General features: G+C 35.7%; 16 protein-coding genes and 2 tRNA genes. 14 read left to right on the top strand and 4 right to left on the bottom strand.

Annotated features, from left to right (window positions below; all coding sequences use genetic code 11):
* Positions 1-60: 60 nt before the first annotated feature.
* Positions 61-3,174: a protein translocase subunit SecDF gene (secDF, locus tag VJJ03_RS08550; RefSeq protein ID WP_323975019.1), complete on the bottom strand. Its 3,114-nt coding sequence runs from the start codon at positions 3,172-3,174 to the stop codon at positions 61-63.
* 383 nt (positions 3,175-3,557) lie between these two features.
* Here secDF and VJJ03_RS08545 point away from each other — a divergent pair, with 383 nt between their 5' ends.
* Both VJJ03_RS08545 and VJJ03_RS08540 read left to right on the top strand, forming a co-directional pair.
* A complete protein-coding gene (locus tag VJJ03_RS08545) occupies positions 3,558-3,827 on the top strand; it encodes a SemiSWEET family transporter (protein WP_009401450.1) in 270 nt (89 codons plus the stop codon).
* A gap of 218 nt (positions 3,828-4,045) precedes the next feature.
* A complete protein-coding gene (locus VJJ03_RS08540) occupies positions 4,046-4,525 on the top strand; it encodes a Dps family protein (RefSeq protein WP_009401449.1) in 480 nt (159 codons plus the stop codon).
* A gap of 89 nt (positions 4,526-4,614) precedes the next feature.
* Here the strand turns inward: VJJ03_RS08540 and VJJ03_RS08535 are convergent, their stop codons facing one another.
* A complete protein-coding gene (locus VJJ03_RS08535; protein ID WP_323975016.1) occupies positions 4,615-6,018 on the bottom strand; it encodes an ATP-dependent DNA helicase in 1,404 nt (467 codons plus the stop codon).
* Between the two features lie 111 nt (positions 6,019-6,129).
* Between VJJ03_RS08535 and VJJ03_RS08530 the strand changes: the two genes are divergently transcribed.
* The 4 genes from VJJ03_RS08530 to VJJ03_RS08515 all read left to right on the top strand — a co-directional run bounded on the left by VJJ03_RS08530 (position 6,130) and on the right by VJJ03_RS08515 (position 8,944).
* Complete coding sequence (locus VJJ03_RS08530) at positions 6,130-6,801, top strand: hypothetical protein (protein ID WP_040358743.1); 672 nt, start codon at positions 6,130-6,132, stop codon at positions 6,799-6,801.
* Positions 6,785-7,603, top strand: a complete 819-nt coding sequence (locus VJJ03_RS08525) for a DUF3822 family protein (protein WP_009401445.1) — start codon at positions 6,785-6,787, stop codon at positions 7,601-7,603. Before VJJ03_RS08530 ends, VJJ03_RS08525 begins: the two co-directional genes overlap by 17 nt.
* An 86-nt stretch (positions 7,604-7,689) precedes the next feature.
* Positions 7,690-7,932: a NifU family protein gene (locus VJJ03_RS08520; RefSeq protein ID WP_009401444.1), complete on the top strand. Its 243-nt coding sequence runs from the start codon at positions 7,690-7,692 to the stop codon at positions 7,930-7,932.
* 82 nt (positions 7,933-8,014) lie between these two features.
* Positions 8,015-8,944: a GYDIA family GHMP kinase gene (locus VJJ03_RS08515; protein ID WP_323975013.1), complete on the top strand. Its 930-nt coding sequence runs from the start codon at positions 8,015-8,017 to the stop codon at positions 8,942-8,944.
* Here VJJ03_RS08515 and VJJ03_RS08510 read toward each other — a convergent pair.
* Positions 8,907-9,236 (bottom strand): 2Fe-2S iron-sulfur cluster-binding protein, encoded by a 330-nt coding sequence (locus VJJ03_RS08510; RefSeq protein ID WP_009401442.1) that lies wholly within the window; start codon positions 9,234-9,236, stop codon positions 8,907-8,909. The two genes, VJJ03_RS08515 and VJJ03_RS08510, sit on opposite strands and share 38 nt — an antisense overlap.
* A 173-nt stretch (positions 9,237-9,409) precedes the next feature.
* Here VJJ03_RS08510 and VJJ03_RS08505 point away from each other — a divergent pair.
* From VJJ03_RS08505 to VJJ03_RS08480, 6 genes are all read left to right on the top strand, one after another.
* Positions 9,410-9,487 (top strand) — tRNA-Val (locus VJJ03_RS08505).
* 40 nt (positions 9,488-9,527) lie between these two features.
* Positions 9,528-9,602 (top strand) — tRNA-Val (locus VJJ03_RS08500).
* A 315-nt stretch (positions 9,603-9,917) separates the two neighbouring features.
* A complete protein-coding gene (locus tag VJJ03_RS08495) occupies positions 9,918-13,079 on the top strand; it encodes a SusC/RagA family TonB-linked outer membrane protein (RefSeq protein WP_009401440.1) in 3,162 nt (1,053 codons plus the stop codon).
* Positions 13,080-13,090: 11 nt separating this feature from the next.
* Positions 13,091-14,713 carry a RagB/SusD family nutrient uptake outer membrane protein gene (locus VJJ03_RS08490; RefSeq protein ID WP_323975010.1) on the top strand — a complete coding sequence of 541 codons (1,623 nt, stop codon included), beginning with the start codon at positions 13,091-13,093 and terminating at the stop codon, positions 14,711-14,713.
* A 15-nt stretch (positions 14,714-14,728) separates the two neighbouring features.
* Positions 14,729-15,865 (top strand): substrate import-associated zinc metallohydrolase lipoprotein, encoded by a 1,137-nt coding sequence (locus tag VJJ03_RS08485; RefSeq protein ID WP_323975007.1) that lies wholly within the window; start codon positions 14,729-14,731, stop codon positions 15,863-15,865.
* A 6-nt stretch (positions 15,866-15,871) separates the two neighbouring features.
* Positions 15,872-17,179 (top strand): DUF4302 domain-containing protein, encoded by a 1,308-nt coding sequence (locus VJJ03_RS08480; protein ID WP_323975006.1) that lies wholly within the window; start codon positions 15,872-15,874, stop codon positions 17,177-17,179.
* Positions 17,180-17,500: 321 nt separating this feature from the next.
* On the opposite strand, the gene VJJ03_RS08475 is transcribed toward VJJ03_RS08480, so the two are convergent.
* Positions 17,501-18,949 (bottom strand): C69 family dipeptidase, encoded by a 1,449-nt coding sequence (locus tag VJJ03_RS08475; RefSeq protein WP_323975004.1) that lies wholly within the window; start codon positions 18,947-18,949, stop codon positions 17,501-17,503.
* A gap of 325 nt (positions 18,950-19,274) precedes the next feature.
* Here VJJ03_RS08475 and VJJ03_RS08470 point away from each other — a divergent pair, with 325 nt between their 5' ends.
* Both VJJ03_RS08470 and VJJ03_RS08465 read left to right on the top strand, forming a co-directional pair.
* Positions 19,275-22,451 carry an efflux RND transporter permease subunit gene (locus VJJ03_RS08470; protein WP_323975002.1) on the top strand — a complete coding sequence of 1,059 codons (3,177 nt, stop codon included), beginning with the start codon at positions 19,275-19,277 and terminating at the stop codon, positions 22,449-22,451.
* An 81-nt stretch (positions 22,452-22,532) separates the two neighbouring features.
* Complete coding sequence (locus VJJ03_RS08465) at positions 22,533-22,664, top strand: hypothetical protein (protein WP_323975000.1); 132 nt, start codon at positions 22,533-22,535, stop codon at positions 22,662-22,664.
* Positions 22,665-22,666: the final 2 nt, after the last annotated feature.

Below are 22,666 nucleotides of genomic sequence, written 5' to 3'. Positions count from 1 at the left end.
AAAAAATCTGTGAAAAGATTTCTTCTCACAGATTTCTATTTGATTAAATGGTAATAAAGTTTATTTCTTATCTTTATCTTTTTTAGAAGAGTCATACACTAAAGGAGTAGCTACAAAGATAGAAGAATAGGTACCTACTACAACTCCAATAATCATAGCAAACATGAATCCTCTTAGGGTTTCTCCACCAAAGATGAAGATTGCCAATAAAGTAAGCAAAGTGGTAAGTGATGTATTGAGCGTACGGCTTAAAGTAGTACTAATAGCATGGTTAAGAACAGAAGCTTTCCAGCCTCCTTTGCCAACCTCTTCACGAATACGGTCAAAGATAATCACCGTATCGTTCAAGGAATAACCAATTACCGTTAGTATAGCTGCGATAAACTGTTGGTCAATCTCTAAGCTAAAAGGCATTACTGAATAGAGCAAAGAGAAAGCTCCTAAAGTAATAGTAACATCATGAGTAAGAGCCGCTACTGCTCCCATAGAGAACTGCCATTTGCGGAACCTTACCAATATATATCCAAAGATAATCACTAAGGAACCTATGATCGCCCATACAGCACTGGATTTGATATCTTCGGCGATACTTGGTCCTGTTTTGTCCGACTTCATAACTCCAAGTCCTTCACCACTCATGAATTCATCATAGGAGATATCTGCCCCCATTACAGGTTTAAGATCTTCATATAGAATTTGTTGAATTTCATTATCGGTTTGGGTACTTTCATCGTTGTATTTGTACTTGGTAGAGATTCTCACTTGGTTAGCTGATCCAAAAGTTTTCACCTCTACAGAGCCTAATTTTCCAGCCTTAAGAATACGGCTAATTTCTTCTGTCTTTACAGGATTTTTGAAGCGTATTTGATAGGAACGACCTCCTACAAAGTCAATACCTTGATCAAATCCTCGTGTGAACATAGAACCTAAACTGATAAGAATCAATATTGAGGATACGATATACCAAATCTTTCTCTTGGAGAGAAAATCAATTTCTACATTGGTTAATATATTCTTTGAAAAAGAAGTTGAAAAAGAAAGATCTTTTCCCTTAGCTACATAATTATCTATTAACAAACGGGTAATGAATACAGCAGTAAAAATAGTAGTGATAATCCCAATCATAAGGGTAGTGGCAAAGCCTTTGATAGGTCCACTACCGAACACAAAGAGAACAGCTCCTGTAAGGAAGGTAGTAATATTAGCATCCAGTACAGAGGTAATGGCATGGCTAAAACCATCATGAACTGCTTGCGAGAGATTCTTTCCTGTTCTAAGTTCCTCACGAATACGTTCAAAGATAATCACATTCGCATCGATGGACATACCAATAGTAAGTACAATACCTGCTATACCCGGAAGGGTAAGTACAGAGTTAATACTTACTAATATACCGAACATAAGCAAAATATTGAATAATAAGGCAATATCAGCAAAGACTCCTACACGTCCATAGTAAAGAAGCATCCAGAAGAAAATAATAAGTCCTGCAATGGCAAAAGAAATAAATCCACTAGTGATAGCTTCTTGTCCTAAAGAAGGTCCCACAATAACAGATTGGACAATATCGGCTGAGGCAGGGAGCTTACCAGCACGGAGTACATTGGCTAAGTCCTGGGCTTCTGCTACCGTGAAGTTCCCAGTAATTTGAGTACTTCCCCCTGAAATAGGACCTGTAGTTACACTTGGAGCAGAATATACAATATTATCCAATACAATAGCAATATTTCCTTTTTCTGTGAATACTTTTCCTGTAAGATTTTCCCATATCTTTGCACCCTTTATATCCATATTCATAGACACACAAGGTTGGTTGTGGTTATCATAAGTTTGTGTGGCTTCAGTAACTACACTACCATTAAGAGGGGGTTCATTATTACGGTTGCCTCGTAAAGCATAGAGTTCCACAAGGTCAGATTTGCGTAGAAGTCCTTGTAAACGATCCTTAAAGTTCTTAGCTTCTGCAGGGTAAGCTTGTTCATATTCGAAGGACATAAACATACGATAGAGTTGCTGCAAGTCGGTGAGCTTATGAGGCTTTCCAAAAACGAACTTAGCATTCTTTAGCTCAGCAGGTTGTAGTCTTTTGGCATCATCACTGTGAAGGTATGAAAGTAATTTAGTAGTATCTGATGCTAAGAAGTACCCAATAGAAGGAGAGGACTCTCCTTGTGTAAGTTGGAATAAGTCAAACAAAGGATTTTTCTCAGCAGGAGTAATAGAATCCTTCTTTTGTGCGGTTTTATTCAAAAGAGAGTCAACCTCATTATGAGCTAAAGTATCTGATTTTGCAAGAGTACTAAGGGTGTCGGTAGCTTGAGAAGAAGTAGCTTCCTCTGTTTTGCTTTTAGCTGTTTGAGGGGTTTCCTTAGCTTGTAGAGCTGCATTGAGTTGACTGAAGAATGAGGAGAAATCAGCCGCTTTGAATGTTTCCCAAAACTCTAACTGAGCTGTACTTTGTAGGAGGTTCTTTACTCGTGAAATATCCTTAGCACCAGGGAGTTCCACAGAAATACGTCCTGAATTTCCTAATTTTTTAATATCTGGATTGGTAACCCCAAATTTGTCAATACGTTTACGTAATACTTCAAAAGCAGAGGAGATGGATTCATCTACTTTTCTTCGAATGATAGGTTGTACCTGAGAATTGCTCATTTGAGGGGTGATTTGAGCACTAAGAATTTTATTCCCAAAGATGTCTGCTGCAGAAAGTTTAGCTCCTGTAGCTTCAAAGGCTTCAAAGAATAAATCTATATAGCTTTGATCAGTCTCACGCAGACGCTTATCTGCTTGAGCTAATGCTTTCTCAAAATTAGCATTTTTGGAGTTATCTGCAAGTCCACGGAGGATATCATGTACAGAAACTTGTAAAGTAACATTGATACCCCCTTTCAAGTCAAGTCCTTCTTTGAGCTCACGGTCTTTCACCTCTTTATAAGTATAGCTAGTGATTCCTAAGTTATACACAGGCTCATTAGTGATAGAGTCCAAGTAACGAGCAACAATTTTTTCACGTTTGTGTGAATAATCTTCTACAGAAGTAGGTACCTTTTGTGCTGCAAATTTTTCTGCTTTTCTTTCTTGATAATTTGCTACAAAGGTAAAAGTAAGTTGGTAAACACTCACTAAACCAAATAGTAAGGCAAATAATTTTATGAATCCTTTGTTTTGCATTTTACAATGATTTATACTATTTCAAAAAACGTGCAAATATATGAAATTTAACTCAAATACAGGCATTTTTTAAGTAGATTTTTTTTTAACATTATGTACAAAGAAATTTTTAGTGAAAACAATGTTATTTTCTAATTGCTAATTTTGCCAAAAAGAATACATCAATATTCATAACTTCTTTTTCTTTAATAGAGAAAATATCTATGTTATTAAGTGCTTGGAAAGGGGACTAAATTTCTTTTTATCTCATTTTCTGTTTCTGGATTTATTGGACTACTTCTAAGCATGATCATCTACAAATGGATATAAATTTTTTTCTAAAAAAAATTGGAAAATAAGAAAATGTTATATACATTTGTCCCTGAATAAAAAATTGTACAAAAATGGAAAATAAATTTATTAGAATCCTTGGCGTTTTAGCCGCTATTATGGCTGTGGCTATGTATGTGGCTTATATTGACCAAATCAAAGCTACATGGGGTGATGCTACTGGTCCGTGGTTACAGCCCTTCATAGCAGGAATTAACTGTACATTATGGGTTAGCTACGGACTATTCAAGCGTGAAAGAGACTACCCTATAGTTTTTGCCAATCTTCCAGGTATTTTTCTTGGGTTCTTCGCAGCTTTAACAGCATACTCATCAGCGTTCTAGTATTAGGCAAAATTAGAGAGTTTGTAGCTCTTGTGTAACTATAGTAAGTACAGGCTCTTAGCTCCTTTATAAAGAAAGTGATTATTGTTTAATTCTATACTTTTTTATTCTATTATTGAAAAAATTTATAATCAATATAGAAAAAAAAGATAAGAAGAGACTTGATTTTTCTATATAAGGTTGTATTTTTGCCATGTTTAATTTAAAAATTATAAATAATGAGTTTTAATAGTTTAGGACTTGAGAAAGTCAAAGTAGAGAAAGAGATAAATGCACTGAACATTTTACTTTCTAATTATCAAACCTATTACCAAAATTTGCGAGGTGTACATTGGAATATCAAAGGAAAACGTTTCTTTGAACTTCATATAAAGTTTGAAGAGCTTTATAATGCCGCTCAAGAACAAGTGGATGAGATTGCCGAACGTATCCTTACCCTTGGAGGGGTTCCTTTTAATACCTTGGCAAGCTATGTAAAACATGCCACCATTCCAGTGGGAGAAAATGTTTTTGATGATGATAAAGCAGTTCGACTTATTGTAGATAGTCTTGTTGCTTTACTTCCTTTAGAAAGAGAATTACTTCAGCTTTCTGATGAAATCAATGATGAGGGGACTAATACACTCATTAGTGATTTTGTTGTAGAACAAGAGAAAAATCTCTGGATGCTTAAGTCCTACCTTAATGAGGCTATTTAATTTTTTAAAAAACTTGAAAATAAGCTGCCCGAAAAGGGCAGCTTATTTTGTATATAATATAATGCTTACAAGAAGAGAGGTACTATTATTCAGGGGATAATATCCTCAGAAGGGAAATTGATTAAGAATACATCTTCCTTAGCACGTGTTAATGCTGTATAGAGCCATCGGAAATAAGCAATACTTTGTCCATCAGGAAGGAAAGGCTTTTCTATGAATACATTATCCCATTGTCCCCCTTGACTCTTATGACAGGTGATGGCATAAGCATATTTTACCTGTAAGGCATTATAATAAGGGTGTAACTTCATGTTTAGGGGAACTATTTGACCGGTCTGTCGGTTATATTCTTGTAAGATGGAATGGTAAAGCCTATTTTGTTCTTCAGAAGAGAGAGCCGCTAAAGGGCTTTCTAAGGTATCTAAGAATAAGATGGTTTCAAAAGGTTCAAGTGTAGGATAATCCAATAATTGGGCTAATATATGAGCGAAAGTAAATCCATAAATCTTCTCTATAGAATTGATTTCGAGTACTTTTAAGATGTCTCCATTAGCAATAAATCCTGCAATAGAAGTACTGTCTATCCAGAGATAATTATTTTTGACAACCATTAGTAAGTCACCTACACATAAGGGTTCTTCATATTCAAAAACTACTTTCCTGATTTGCCTATTATACTCTACAGCACGTTTGTTGGAACGGACAATAAAACAAGTTTCTTCTGTTCCTGATACTTGATAAGCATTTATCAAAGCTTCTTCTACTTGATAAGGGTTCTCCAATAAGGTTATATCTTTAAAAGGAAAAGTACGGATACGGAAGTTGTTCTTGAAGGATTCAATACGTTTTCTAAGGCGAGTAGCATTATATAATATACCTGATTTTTTTCCTTGACGTACTACATCGGTAAGGATTCCTTCGGTTACATCTTTGTGATAATAGTAGGAGAGCCGTTCGTAGTCCAGGGCAGGACTAATTTCAGTATGTACAGGAGGAAGTTGTGCTGTATCCCCGATAAGCATGAGTTGGCATTGATCACCGGAGTATACAAATTCTATCAGGTCAGAAAGGAGAGAACGGCTTCCGAAATTGGCACCTTCCCCTATCATGGAAGCTTCATCTACAATAAATAAGGTATCGGATGCTTTATTGGTTCTTAGGTTGAAAAAAAACCCACTCTCTTCATTTATAGGTTGGTAAATGTATTTGTGTATAGTAAAAGCTTTCTGTTTGGCATAGGAGGTAATCACTTTAGCAGCACGTCCTGTGGGTGCCAGAAGAACTATTTTTTTGGAGAGACTACCAAGAACTTTCACTAAAGTATTGATAAGGGTTGTCTTTCCTGTGCCTGCAAATCCTCTAAGAAGAAAGAGCTTTTGTTCTTCTTCATCAGCAAGAAAGTATGCAAGTTCCTCTAAGACAGATTCTTGAGAATCCGTAGGAGAGAAGGAGAAATGGGTTAAGAGTAAATGGTGAATATCTGCTGCATCCATGTTGATAAATTAATTTCAAAGGTAGTAAAAAAAATCTTTTCAAAAAACACTTTTATTTCAAAAAATATTGTATTTTTGCTCATTGTGAATTTGACGAAAAAAGTTTTTGGTATGAGAAGGATTATACAAGTAGCCTTGCTGATAATCAGTTTAGTAGGTTTTTATTTGATTTACAAATCCATACAATCTCCTATTGAGTTTGAAAAAGAAAGCCAAGCTCGCTTTATGAAAGTAATAGCTAAACTCAAAGATATTCGTAAGGCAGAAGAAGCTTATGAAGCAGTTCATAAGACATATACGAGTAGCTATGAGGAGTTAGAGAAATTTATTGAAAATGGACAATTCTATATAACAACTCAACGAGATACTAGTTGGACAGAGTTTGATAAACATTATAAGATAGATGTTTTAAAGCAAACTGTCCTAACGGATACTATAGGGAAAATTTCGGTGAAGGACTCCTTGTTTAAGAATTCTGACCAATATAAGTCTATGTCATCTGTTACTATTGGAGATAGAAAAATTCCGCTCACAATACAGACGGGAACTATTTCTCGTGAAAATAATGTAAAATTCCCTGTCTTTGAAGTAAAAGTTCCTAAAAGAGATATTCTGAGGGGATTAGATGAGGAAGAGATTAAGAATGAAATCCAAAAACAAGGAGTAAATGATGTTAAAGGAGCTTATGTTTCTGTAGGTTCTTTAAGAGAAGTATCTACAAGTGGGAACTGGCCTTCTTCTTATGATGAAAGAATAAATAAAAAAAGTGCCTCAAGAAAATAACCTACATATAGATTTTAAAAAAATGTCCATTCAATTGAACTTGGATGGGCTTTCTTTTTGTATCTTCAACCCAGCACTCTCCTGTATTGAATCTATTTATCATTTGCCACTACCTCCTTCTATGCCTTCCTTAGTAGTGGAGAAGGAATTGCAGGACTTTCTAAATGAAGAACGTGCTCTTTGTCAGGACTTTGATACAATTAAAGTATTACATAATAATGAGCAATATGCTTTTGTACCAGAAAAGTTATTCTCTACAGAACATTTGTTTGAATACTTGAAGTTCAATGTACAGGAATATCGTAATCAGATTATCAGTCATGATACCTTGTCCGAAGAGCAAATGGTAAATGTATATATTCCTAATGCGCCTATCAATCGTATTTTACGTGAGACGTATGGTATTTTTGAGTATGAGCATTTTACTACTACACTTTTACGAGTACTCTTGATGCATAATCCTCAAAAGAAAGATGCTATTTATGGTCATTTTGATAAAAATGCCTTCCATTTAGTAGTCTTTAAGGAAGAAAAGGTAGCTTTCTTTAATCGTTTTTCTTTTGAAGAACCTATTGACATGCTTTATTATCTACTTTTTTCTTTAGAACAACTTTCTATTGATACAGAAGTAACTCCTATGTATCTCTTAGGGGATATTATTCGAAATTCTGAAAGATACTATTTGATATATAAGTATATACGGTTTATTTATTTTCTTCCTCCTCAAAGGAATAATCCTTTCTGTCAAAATATGGATCCTGCTTTAGCACGTCAGAACTTTATCTTGACACATACTTTCTAAAAAATCTCACTAAAAAAGTCTAACATAATAATTGTAAGTTCTAATTATTTCTGTACCTTTGCGCACTGATAATAAAACCTTATATAATGAATAATCCAGACCTTTTAAAAAGAGTAGAAACAGCTTTGGCAGAAATCCGTCCTTATTTGCAGAATGATGGGGGAGATATCTCTCTTGTTGGAATTGAAGATAATAAAATAGTAAAAGTACATTTGCTGGGGAGTTGTCTTAATTGTAGCGTAAACCAGATGACCTTAAGAAGTGGGGTAGAAATGATGATAAAAAAATATGCTCCTGAAATAGAGAAGGTTATAAGTGTAAATGATTAAGAAATGGTTATTAGGAAGTCCCCTTGGTGAAAGAATGACCATTAAGGGGATTTTTTCTTGAAATGAATACCTGAAGATATTTATGGTGGAGGAGAGAGACTTTTATACACATGGAAAATTACTCCTCACAGGAGAATATGCTGTGTTGGATGGGGCTTTGGCTTTAGCACTACCTACCCAGAAGGGACAACAAATGAGAGTATTCCCTTCAGAGAAGGAAGGAATCTATTTCCGTAGTCTTACTCAGGAGAGAGAGATTTGGTTTGAGGAAAAGCTCTTTTCTTCAAGTCGGAATCCTATAGCACAAACCTTAGAAAAAATTATTAGAGAAGCTCAAAGATTGCATCCTAACTTCCTTAAAGAAGAAAATGTACAGGTAGAAACCCTATTGGAATTCCCGCGTCAATGGGGATTGGGTTCTTCTTCTACGCTTATAGCTATGATAGCACAATGGGCAGAAGTAAACCCTTATCTGTTGTTATGGAAAAGTTTCGGAGGAAGTGGGTATGATATTGCTTGTGCGAAGGCTACCTCTCCTCTTCTATATCAATTGCAAGAGGAACAAGCAAAGGTGTATCCTATATATTATAAACCTTCATTTGTCTCTTCTCTTTTTTTTATTTATCTAAATAAGAAACAAAATAGTAGAGAGGGAATTTCTCTTTATCATAGTATTAAAAAGAACAAAAAGGCTCTTATAGAACGGATCACATTCTTAACAGAATGTATTTATCGTGCAAATAATCTTACAGATTTTTCTTCTCTTATAAAAGAACATGAAACACTTCTATCCTCATATTTGCAAATACCAACAATAAAAGAACGACTATTTAAGGATTTTACAGGAGAATTAAAGAGTTTAGGGGCTTGGGGAGGTGATTTTATCTTAGCGATAGGGGAGTGTAATTATGTTAGCACGTATTTTTCTGAAAAAGGTTTTACAACAATCATTCCCTTTGAGGAGATGGTGCTTCTCAAGGATAAGGAGCCAATTCTACCTCCAAACCATTAAGATCTTCAGTAATAGGTATTTGGCATCCTAACCGACTATTTTCTTTAGTATAAGAGGTCTCAAAAAGCATCGCTTCTTCTTCAGCACCTATAGGAGGTAAGGGGGTATTATTCAGAATATAACATTGGCAAGAGCCACACATTGCCATACCTCCACACACCCCTATCTCGCCATCCTCAGCGATAGCATAAGCGCGGATAATTTCCATCAAGGACATATTCATATCTGTAGGGGCTTCTACCTCAAAAAGAACTCCATTGCGGTCAGTTATTCTTAAAGAAACATCGGACATTCTTGATTCATTTATAATAAGTGCAAAGATACAAATTAATGATTAATTACTGATATAAAAGAGTTAATTTGTAAATAATTGAGAATAAATAGAATGAGTATTTTATCTAAAAAAACAGTAAAAAATATTTGTCAGTTTGGAAAAAGGTAGTATCTTTGCACCCGATTACAAAAGGGTTCTTAGCTCAGCTGGTTCAGAGCATCTGCCTTACAAGCAGAGGGTCACTGGTTCGAATCCAGTAGGACCCACCACTTTTGTTCAAGTCAAAAATTTTTATTTGTTATTAATGTAGGGTTCTTAGCTCAGCTGGTTCAGAGCATCTGCCTTACAAGCAGAGGGTCACTGGTTCGAATCCAGTAGGACCCACAGAAAAGTCATCCATTAATTGGGTGACTTTTTTATATAGAATCACTTCAAATTAGTTAAAGTTGAAAAATTTTTCTATGATTTTATATTTTGTATAACCTCTTATTCTATAACGAGTTACAAGATTAATTTTAAGAAATGTCTTCATAATTAATCTATTTTATATTATTTTTTGATTTTTGAATGGTAAAATATTAGTATGTTTTAAAAATTTTTTGTAACTTTGCACGTCTCTTTATGGGAAATTATAGAAAATTGTTTTAATAAGGAAGTAGAAATTTTCTATAATATTAGGAAAAGCTAAGAATACAAAAAATGAATACATTAAAGATCAGAACTTTGCTAATGCTTATACTCCTTGTGGGGGTATGGCAAACTTCTTTTGCACAAGAAGAGATGAAAATTTCTGGGGTGGTGACCAATACTAAATCGTTACCACAGCCAGGAGTACAGGTGAGTGTAAAAGGTACGGAGAAGAGTACCTATACGGATTTTGAAGGTCGTTATTCTATTGAGATTACTAAAGGGCAAACTTTGATATTTGCTCTGCAGGGAATGAAACCTCAGGAAATTACTCCAACTTCCCTGATAGTGGATATCAAAATGGAAGGAGTGAATGAAGTGGCAGCTGCACCTGGGAAAAAGGAAGGAGGAACTCCTATGAATACCAATACACGAGGACAGACTTCTATTGCTAAAGAGGCAAAACCTTTATGGGTGCTCAATGGAGTGATATTGCAAGATGATATTGACCTTAAGCCTGAAGATTTGGTTTCTGATGATGCAAAAATGCTTATTGCTTCTGCTATTCCAGGACTTACGGCTGAGAGTATTGAGAGTTTCAAGGTGCTTAAGGATGCTTCTGCTACTGCTGTTTATGGTCCTCGCGCGATTGCTGGAGTAGTGGTGGTAACTACTAAAAAAGGAACCTCTGGTAGTAGTAGTATTACTTATACAAACGAATCAACCTTCCGCCTTATTCCTACTTATGGGGAGTATAATATCATGAATTCCAAAGATCAAATGTCTGTTTATCAGGAGTTGCTTAAGGGTGGACATTTTAAGGCGGACTATATGTCTATTCTTTCTTCTAAAGGGGTTATAGGGAAAATGTATGAATTACACAATACTTTGGATGCCAATGGGAATTCTGTAGTCCCCAATACTGCTGAAGGACGGTTAGCCTATATGCAAGAAGCAGAAAGAAGAAACACCAACTGGTTCAAGGAACTTTTCCAAACCAGCATCATGCAGAACCATACTTTGTCCTTCTCCTCTGGTAGTGAAAAATCTACTTACTATGCTTCTTTGAGCTTGCTTACAGATCCAGGATGGACAAAAGGAAGTAAACTTTCTCAATATTCAGGAAACCTAAATGCTAATTACAATCTTTCTTCTCAGTTTCGTTTGAATGTCATTACTGACCTTTCCTATCGTGATGAAACTTCCCCTTATATTTCTACTACAGGCTCTCTTTATAAGTTTGCTCTTAATCGATCACGTACTTTAGATCCTAAGGCATATTATACTAACCGATATAGTCCTTATAATATCTTTAATGAGATAAATAATGCCTATATGGATACAGATATAGCTACTTTACGACTTCAAGCGCAACTTTCTTGGAAAATCACTCCTAAGGTAGTGGCTACTGTAATGGGAGCTATTCGTTATCAATCAGCTATTTATAATCAGGAAAAGACAGAGTACTCTAATGAGGCTATTTCATATCGTTATATGCCCAACTCTATTATAAGAAATCAGAATGGTTATCTCTACAAAGATCCTAATGATCCATTTGCACTTCCTATTCCTGTACTTACAGAAGGAGGAATTCGTAGGAAAACAGAGAATACTACCAATGCTAATAGTTTCCGTGCAACAATAAACTATAATGACTCTTTCAAGAATGGGTTACATACCTTGGGACTTTATGGAGGATTTGATATGGATAATGCCAAGTATACCAATGATGTCAATAGGAATTATGGAGTTCTTTACAATTTAGGTTACTATAGCTCTTATAATTATATGCTTTTCAAGAAATTCCAAGAAGAGGATGCTACCAAGTATTATAAAATCAATAATACTGTGGGAAACTATCAAGCTTTCTTTGGGAATGCAACCTATACTTATAATAATCGTTATACTTTTAATGGTACTTTACGTTATGATGCTTCCAATCAGTTTGGAGAATCTCGCTATATCCGTTGGATGCCTACTTGGAATACAGGTCTCACTTGGGATGTGTCTCAAGAGAGTTTCTTTAAGTACTTAAAGCCATTTTCTCACTTAAGCCTTTATGGATCCTTTGGTATTACAGCGGTGGCTCCATCGGTAAGCAACTCACTTTCTCAAATATATCCTAACCTTCCTTGGAAGAATTCTAGCAAGCAAGAGATAGGACTTAATATCTCTTATGTAGCTAATCACGATCTTACTTACGAAAAGAATCAAGAACTTAACCTTGGTACAGCATTTGGTTTATTCAACGATCGTATTAATCTCTCTGTGGAATGGTTTAACCGTAGAAGCTATGACCTTATTGGAGATATTATTACTCAAGGAGTGGGAGGTACTATAGTAAAGAAAGGAAATATGGCAGAAATGCGTATTCATGGTTTGGAAATAGGATTGGAAACTACTAATATTAAAACTGATGATTTCTCTTGGAGGACTTCTTTTGTCTACTCAAGAGCTAAGAATGAAGTAACAAAATTGCTTACTAGTCCTAATATATCTGATATGGTAGGATATAACTCCTCTGATGCTACATCTGCAGGAGGTTTTGCTAAGGAAGGATATCCTTTGAAATCTCTTTTTTCTATTCCTTTTAATGGACTTAATAAAGAGGGAGTTCCTACCTTCCGTGACCAAAATGGTAATACTACTATAAGTGGTATACGTTTTGATAGCCAAAATGTAGACTTCTTAAAATATTCAGGAACACTCATTCCTACAGATAAAGGTAGCTTTAGCAATACAATTAATTATAAGGGAATCTCCTTTGGAGTGGTCTTCACCTATTCTTATGGAAATGTAGTACGCCTTAGAAGGTTGAGTAGTGTTTATAATGACTATTCCAATGCACCACGTGAACTAAATAACCGTTGGCAATATGCTGGAGATGAAAATAAGACGAATATTCCAAGGCTTTACACCACTTACATGTATGAAAAAATATATGGAGGTTGGAAAAATATGAACCAAGCTTATCTTACTTATGACTATTCTGATGTACGTATTGCTAAGGGAGATAACATTCGGTTGAAGGAAATTTCCGTAGGATATACTTTTGATAAGGATTTTCTTCGTGAGAGTCGCATTCGTCAATTGAGTGTGAAGTTGCAAGCCACTAACTTAGCTCTTCTTTATGCAGATAAGAAACTTAACGGAGATGACCCTGATTACTTAGTCAATGGCTATACTCCGATCTCTCCTAAAAGACTTATTTTTACCTTACGAATTGGACTTTAAAAGATGAACGTATGAAAAAATTATATACTATATTTGCCGTTGCAACTTTGATGTTTACAGGTTGTAACAAACAGTTAGATGAATTGCCAGATAATCAAGTACGGATAGATTCTCCTGAAAAAGTAAAGAAACTTCTTGTAAATGCTTATCCACAAGTGAGTGCCAGTATCCTGAATGAATTCTCCTCAGATAATATAGGAGATGGAGGAAGTATCATAACTTACTCTAACTACTTAAGTGAGGAGTTGGCAAATTGGAAGACTGTAAATGAATATTCTAACTATGAAGGGCTTAAGTATGTATGGCAATACCATTATGATGCTATTAATCATGCCAATACTGCTTTGGAGGCAATTGAGAAATTGGGAAATACTACAGAACTCCAACCAGCTAAAGGAGAGGCTCTGGTAGCTCGTGCTTATGGGCATTTTGAATTGGTGAACCTCTTCGGTAAACCATTTAATCCTAATACAAGTTCTTCAGATATGGGGATCCCTTATATGCTTGCTCCTGAAACAGAACTTAATAAGAAGTATAATCGAGTTTCTGTAGCACAAGTATATCAGCAAATAGATAAAGATCTTACTGCAGGACTTCCCTTAATCAGAGATAGTTATTATGATATGCCTAAGTATCATTTTAATAGAAAGGCAGCTTATGCCTTTGCGGCTCGTTTTTATCTTTATTATCAACAATGGCAAAAGGCTTTGGACGCGGCTAATGAGGTACTTACCATTAATGATGCTACCACCAAGAATCTGCTAAGAAATTGGGAAGATTTTAGAGATGTAACCAAAGCAGGAAGTGCTAAGCAAGGAAGTAGAGCTCTATATTACACACGTGATGATATTACAGCAAACCTATTAGTACTCCCCGTATATTCTCAGATTACTAACTATTATTCTGAGGATTATTCCAGACGCTATACTCACAATAGTCGTATTTCCAATGAAGAAACACTTTATGCTAAAAACCTTTGGGATCCTCAAGGAAAAGCTGGAGCCAATAATTTCGGGGGGGGATATTTCTGGTTTATGCCTATTAAGAACTCAAGTAATGAAAATGATACTATCTTCTTTGACAAGTGGCCTATTTTCTCAGGAGATTATTCCAGAAGTATCATGATTCCCTTCACTACTGATGAAACACTTTTGGTACGTGCTGAAGCTAAAATACATTTGGGACAATATGATAGTGCCGTGAATGATTTGAATCTGTGGACTTCCAAATTTATCTTTGTGAAAACTATTAATGGTTATACCAATCGTAATGTGGTAACCAAACAACAAATCATAGATTTCTATAGTGATGGTAATCTTGCTTATTCTACAAGTACCAATGATGGAGCCACTCAAAGAAAACGCTTGAACCCTTCCTTCACCATAGCCAGTGATGGTGTACAGGAGCCTCTTCTACAGTATGTGCTTCAATGTCGTAGAATCCTTACTTTGGGAGAAGGATTGCGTTGGCAAGATGTGCGCCGTTATAATATAGAAGTGGTGCGTTATGAAACAGATAATAGTAACCGTAATTTATTTACAGTCAAAGAAATCCTTCCTCAAGATGATTTAAGAAGGACACTTCAATTGCCAGCAATGGTGATAAAAGCAGGAATGACTCCTAATCCAAGATAACAAATACCTTAACTTATGAAAAAAATATTATACATACTTTTGGCAGGAACCTTTCTATTAGGTTGCTCTAATGATGATAAGCTCTCAGGGGAGAGTGGTATTATCCCTGATGAGGGAGGGGATGAACGAAGCCTCAACCCTCAGAATGATTTGGATAAGTACATAGAACAGAATTTTACCAAACCCTATAGTATTGATATTATTTATCGCTTTTTGGAGAGAGAAATCTATCGTGCTTATACCTTTGCACCTACTCGATATGAAAAAGCGGTAGAGTTTGTAAATGTATTCAATTATTTATTTGTGGAGCCTTACATTAAGATAACCTCTAAGCAATTCCTAAAGGAACACTCTTTCAATACCATTATTTTGATAGGAGAACCTGCTTTCAACCCAACAGGAGCTAAGCTTGTGGGATTTGCTTCTGCAGGAATCAAAATTCATTTGTTGGAAATTAATCATACTCAGCCTAATAATATCTATTGGCTTAATGATAATATCTTAGTTACTCTCTATCATGAAAATGCCCATACTTGGCACCAAGCTAAGCTATATCCTACAGATTATGAGAGGATATCCGCTACAGATTATAAAAGGGATAGCTGGGTGAATGCATGGAACCTTAATACAAGTAACTTCTTACCTGCGGGCTTTATGACTGCCTACTCTAGCTTTAATAGTGATGAGGATTTTGTGGAAATGTTAGCTCGTTATATAGTATATTATAATGCTACTTTGGATTGCGGTTGTGCAACTTCCGATGAGACTCGTTGGGGCAAAAACCAAACAAATACTCAGTATCACTCCATACCTGATGGTTTTGATTATGAGCTTTATACTGAATGGAAGAATAAATTTTGGAACTATGGCAACCTCTATAATGACCAAAGTGTTCAATATGAATCCTCTTATGTATGGGAAGAGCGATTAAAGGCTGCTGATACTAAAATACGTGAGACTGAAACTTATACTGGAAAGCAAAAAATAGAACAAAAGATGGCTATCATGAAAAAGTATCTTTTGGAAGAATGGAATATTAACTTGGATGAACTTCGTGCGGAGATACGTAGCCGTTACCCTTATGTAGTGGGTAAAGATTTTGAAGGGAATCCTGTTCAGAGAAAGGATTTTTCAGTTTTACCTAATAATTAAGATTTTATGAAAAGATATATAACATTATTTTTAATAGTTTCTCTTATAGTCTCTTGTAGCTATAAGGAGGATGATGCCTTTGATAAAAAACCTGCAGAGCGTACTACAGAGACTTTAGAGCATTATAAGAAAACCTTAGAGGATGGCAGTTATTGGTTACTTACTTATTATCCAGAAGTATATAGAAGCCTTGGAAAACTTCCAAGAGCACATCACAGTATAGGTGGATATAATATTTTCCTTAAGTTAAAAGATGGTAAAGTGAGTGCTTCTTCGGAAATGATGAAGGATAATAGTGAATATACTACCTATTTCACCTATCAGATTACAGAAGGACCTACTCTTAGCTTTGATACTTATAATGATGTGATACACCATTTTCGCCGTACCTCAGGGCAATTCCCTAATGCACGAGGTGGAGATATTGAGTTTGGGATTACAAAGGAAGAAAAAGAGGTCTTTACCCTATTGGGAAGGACATCTAATACGACCTTTACCCTTACCAAATTCACAGGAGATCGTATGGAATATCTTAATAAAGTACGTGAGAATGCGAATACCCTCAAAGGAAAAGGACTTAATTCTATTCAAGTTAATGGGAAAACAATCTCTCTCCTTCTTTTTCCTAGCTATCGCCAGTTAGTATTTAGCTATGATGACCAGAATATACAACAAGCCTTTATAGTAACAGATAAGGGAATTAAGTTCTACGAACCTGTGAATGTAAATGGAACTAAAATTGAGGAACTCTATATTAATGAAGCAAAAACGGGTCTTATTACACCAGATAATGCTATTTCTATAACCTTTGTTTCTTGTCCTATTGAAATTAATGGAACTGCTAAGTCAATTTGGTTTAACCAAGGCTATGTTTCTAATGTATTTTTGACAAGCTTCAATACAACAAACGCATGGATACAGTGGGGATATTCTTGGTATGATTTGGCTAGAAATACAGAACTTCTTGTTTCAACAATCAAGGGTAATGATGATCAATCAGTAGTAGGATTTACTAAGTTTGTTTCCTATTCTTCAGCTTATGAAGGAGGTTCTTGGACTTATTATGAAGCAGACTTTGTAGGGGTGGGTGACCATCCTGACCAAGTTCGGATTATTCTTAAAGATCCTTCTGATAATGAATCTCTTAGAACTGGTGAATATAGAAATCAAATACAGTTCTTTTCTCAATTGGTAACTATCCTCTATAGAAGAATCGCTAATAGTGGACCTTATACAGTGGAGGATGAAGGGATTCGTTATAAATTGACCAGTGTTGCCAATAGTGAGAACTGGTTCTATCTTTATAAAAACTAATGAGATTATTCAAAGATTTTAGAATTCAAATATTAAAGCCTTCTTTACTACGTTGTGAAGAGGGCTTTTTGTAAAAAATAAGAATTTTAATCACCTTGAAAGGCAAAAAATAATAAATTATTAGCGAATTTTAGGAGGATGATATAACATCTTTATCTAAATATAGGGAGTTTCAAGCTTTGTATCTGTATTTGGAATACTAAAACTTTTGATCTCTTCAGGCTTTCCACCGTTTTATCTATCGTGATAGCACTTATACGGCAACAAGAAAGAGGCTATCTGAAATTCCAGACAGCCTCTTTTTTCTCTTTTTATATATTTTTAAGCACCAGCGAATCGGTATTCTGCTTGTACGTCAAGGGTAAGGCGAGTGAATAAATCATCTAATAAATCTCGGCTTACTTGCAAGATATCCTCTAATAATTTATCAGAGAATTTTTGCAATAATTCTTGAGCAGCGATAGGTTGTGCTTTGTATATAGCTAAGTAATTAGCTTCCATTTCTCGTTGGCGTTGTTCCATTTCTTTTTCAAATCGGTCATATACATCTCGGATAACAGGAGCATATTTTTTGTAATTAACCATACCTAAAGTCTGTACTTTTCTCAGAATCCAATATGCGGAATCAGAACTACAATGATTATCCCCCTTACTATAAGCTTCTGGATAGGAAGTTACCCCTTGATACAAAGGGATGAAGATTCCTAGTGCAGCCATACCTAAGGCCACATAGTTAATCTCTCCAATAGCTTCAGGTAATTCTGGTCTTACTTGTAAGATGTGTGTATTGGTAGCACGGAAGATAGCCACAGGGCGGTATACTTCTTTAGGGTTTTCATGAAAATAAGGGTCATGTTCAGTACCTTGATAGTGGTGGTAATAAGCACGACGTACATCGGAGAGAGAAATTGGTTTTTCTCCTTTTGCATATACAGGGAATGTATTCTTAGTTACATCATTCTTAAGTTTAGGGCTGAAGAATGCTTGCAACGCCCATACACGAGGATAGTTATAAGTGATATCAAGTTTTACATCACGAATATAGGCTTTGTGAAAGTCAAATTTTTCTTTAGGATTGTGTAATTTATGTTGTATAGCGAAGTCTATCAAATCCTCACTGGCAAGGAAATTTTCCTTATCTTTAGGATCATAATCTCGGAAACGACTTTGATTGGCAGATATAAAATATACATCATCAGGGATACGACAAGCGAGCCAACGGTGTCCACAGGCAGTTTCTAAGTACCATATTTCTTTGTTATCCACGAAACTTACACCAAAACCCTCAGCAACACCGTGCTCTTTTATAAGCTTACCTAATAGTAACACACCTTCCTTAGCTGAATGAATATAAGGAAGTACAATACTAGTGATAGAAATTTCTCCTAGACCTGAAGGGACTAAGGGGTCAACTTCAAGGGCTTTGTCACTACTAAAGATACTTTCGGTAGCACTTAATCCTACTCCTGCAGTGTTAAATCCTGCACTTTCCCATTGATCAGGATATTGATAGGGAGGCATTCCCATATATCCTAATGCTTCTTCAGGAAGTTTGCAACGAAAAGGATTGTTGAAAGAAACAAATTCCTCAGGTCCTTTTTTCTGAGGAGCATGTACTTTGAATTTTTTAGCATTTACGGCATTCCAGTCATCAGAACGAGCTATAATCATGGAACCATCTTGAGTCATCTTTTTGCCTACGATAATGGTAGTACATTCGGAGGGATAAAGAGAGTCCTCCATTGGAGTTTGAAATTCTTCTTTTTTCATATCTTATTTATTTTAGATTCATCTGTTTGCTAATAGGGAGTAAAGTTACGAATGTCTATTGATAAATCAAAATAAAACCCTATATATTTTTATTTTGTAATATACTTAACTTTGTTTAGTATTTAGAAAAGATATGGGTTATTCTTTATATGCTGTTTTATATCAATAATTTATATATTAGATGGCTCATTTATTTGTTATTTATCGGAGATCATGATTCAATGGAGATCATGAGTTACTAATAAAAGTTTTTAAAATGTGGAAACTTTTTTTGTTTATTAAGTTTTTTGTTTTACCTTTGTCCCCGATTTAGAAGATATAACAAATGGATATAATTAAACTTTCTATTAAGCGTCCCAGTGTACTTATTGTGATGCTCTTGTTGTTACTACTTGGTGGTTTCTATTCATATAAGTTATTGAACTACGAACTCATTCCTAAGTTTGAGGTAAATGTAGTTACTATCTCTACTGTGTATGCGGGAGCCTCTCCTTCGGAGATTGAGAGCACCGTGACAAAGAAAATTGAGGATGCCGTTTCGGCTTTGGAGAATATCAAAAAGATATATTCATACTCGTACGAAAGTCTTTCGGTGGTAGTAGTACAACTTACTAACGATGCGAATGTAGATAACACCCTTAATGAGGCACAGCGCAAAATTAATGCAATAAGAGCTGATTTACCCGATGATGCTAAAGAGCCATCATTGAGTAAATTCTCTCTTTCCGATTTGCCTATTGTGTCTATAGGGGTAACTTCTAAGTTATCGGCACAAGAACTGTACGACTTGGTAGATAAAAAAATACAGCCAGAGTTATCACGTGTTCCAGGAGTAGCACAAGTAAATATAATAGGTGGTCGCAAGCGCGAAATACGCGTAAGCATTGATGCTAAGAAGTTAGAAGGTTACGGACTTTCTATTGCACAGGTACAACAACTCATTGCAGCCTCCAACATGGAAATTCCTGCAGGAAAAATAAAAACTCGCGAGAATAGTACCTCTATACGTCTGTTGGGAAAAATACAAGATGTAGAACAGTTGCGTAACCTTACGTTGGCTTCACAGAATGGTATAGAAATTCATTTGTCTGATGTTGCTGATGTGCAAGATACCGAAGAAGAAGCCACAAAAATAGCACGGATAGATCAAGAAAATACTCTCTTGCTACAAGTATTGAAACAAACCGATGCTAATGCTGTATCGGTGAGTGAAATGGTGCGTGAAAAAATGGTACAAATAGAACAAACGTATAAGAATGAAGGTGTAAAGATGCTATTAGCTGAGGATACCAGTGAGTTCACCTTGGAAGCAGCCAATTCTGTAATGTCCGATTTGATATTGGCAATTGTATTAGTAGCGGTAGTAATGTTCTTCTTCCTCCACAGCTTGCGTAATGCTATTATTGTAATGGTATCTATACCTACTTCACTCATTGCTACTTTTATAGGTATGTATTTCTTTGGCTTTACGCTGAATATGATGAGCCTTGTTGCCCTTTCGATGGTGGTAGGTATCTTGGTGGACGATGCTATTGTAGTGTTGGAAAACATTCACCGTCATATGGAGATGGGTAAGAACAAAGTGCGTGCTGCTTTTGATGGCTCTAAGGAAATTGTGCTTACTGTAATGGCAATTACCTTAGTAATTGTGGTAGTATTCGTCCCTATTTCAATAGGGAATGCTATTGTAGTAAAAGTATTGCGTGAATTCTGTTTGACTGTAGCTATTGCTACAATGCTTTCATTATTGATGTCTTTTACAGTTGTCCCTTGGTTGTACTCTAGGTTTGGAAAATTAGAGCACGCAAATCCCAATTCATTTTTAGGAAAGATGACCATAGGCTTTGAAGGATATCTCAAACGCTTTACACAGTTCTTCTCTGACTTATTGGTATGGGTATTTGCCAATAAATGGAAAACTATCATTTTGGTATTTTTTCTTTTTGCAGGTTCTTGTTCATTGATTCCTACTGGATTTATCGGATCTGAATTTATGCCTAATATGGATAGAGGAAAGTTTTTAGTGCAGTTTGAATTGAATAAAGATGCTTCCTTAGAGCAGACTAACTTTATCACCCAAAAGGCTGAGAACTACCTTCGTAGCTTAAAAGTAGAGGGTACCAATAAACCTTTGGTAGAGAGTATGATTACTACTGTAGGACAGTCTACCAGTGGTATGGGAGCTTCACAAGCGACCCCTTACAAATCGGAAATACAGCTTACTATTATCGATAAGAAAGAGCGTAGTGAATCAACTAAAGTGATTGCGGCAAAGCTGAAACGTGAACTGAGTCAGTATTTGGTAGATGCTAAAGTAAAGACGGTGCCTGTAGGATTGATGGGAGCTGAGCAATCGCCAATTGCTTTGGTAGTTACTTCTGACAATGTGGAAGTAGCCCAACAGTACGCTGAAAAAACAGCTGAGCTTCTTAAAACTGTTGAAGGTGCTACTGAAATTAAGCTCTCCTCAGAATCTGGTAATCCCGAAATAAATGTACAGATAGACCGCGATAAGATGGCAATGTTAGGACTTAATATTGCTACTGTAGGGGGAACGATGCGAACCGCTTTTAATGGTAATGACAACAGTAAGTTCCGTACAGGAGATTCAGAATACAATATTAATATAGTGTTTGAAGAAGGTAGCCGTCAGTCTATAGACGATATAGAAAATATGATGTTTATTAGTTCAGTGGGACAACAGGTAAAACTATCACAATTTGCAACTATAGCCTACGCTTCAGGACCTACACAGCTGGAACGTTATGACAAATCTCCTTCGGTAACTGTAAAAGCCCAATCGGTAGGTCGTCCTACAGGTACTATAGTTTCAGAATGGAAAACTAAAATAGATCAATTAGAAAAACCTGCTAACGTACACTTCGTGTTTACAGGTGACCAAGAGATGCAAGACGAAGGATTTGGTACCTTGTTCATATCGCTCTTTGCAGCTATTCTCTTAGTTTATATGGTAATGGTAGTGTTATATGACAGTTTTTCACGACCTTTTGTGGTATTGTTCTCTATACCGCTTTCGTTCATTGGAGCTTTAGTAGCTTTGGCATTAGCTAATATGTCACTCAATATCTTTACTCTTTTAGGTATCATTATGCTTATCGGGTTGGTTGCTAAGAATGCAATTATGTTAGTAGACTTTGCCAACCACCGCAAGCAAGAAGGGGAAGATACAGTAACCGCATTAATACAAGCAAACCACGCGCGTTTACGCCCTATCTTGATGACGACTATCGCAATGGTAGCAGGTATGATTCCGCTTGCTATTGCCAATGGAGCAGGTGCCGAAGTGAACAATGGTTTGGCGATTGTAATTATAGGTGGACTTATTTCCTCATTGTTCTTAACACTTATTGTAGTGCCTTTGGTATATCTTATTTTTGACAATATTGGCAGACGTTTCGGTAAAGGTACTAAAACTGATTACGAAAAACTGATGATTGCTGATTATGAGCACAGAGACATCAAAGGCGAACATGAGGTATAAAATTTTCATGATATTTAGATAAAAGAGGCTATCCGAAAGGTTAGTCTCTTTTCTATTAAAGAACTTGTTATTCTAACTAAAATGATTATATTTGCACAATATTATTTAAAAGAAATTAAAGAAAAAGAGACTCTAATAGCAATATGCTTAGGAGCTATTGCTAAAGTTGAGGCACAGATTAACTTAGGTAAAGTTGGTAAAGCTTTAAATTAAGC

The sequence above is a fragment of the Capnocytophaga sp. G2 genome (genome assembly GCF_035282625.1).
Taxonomy (GTDB): domain Bacteria; phylum Bacteroidota; class Bacteroidia; order Flavobacteriales; family Flavobacteriaceae; genus Capnocytophaga.
This window is presented reverse-complemented; position numbering and strand designations above follow the sequence as displayed.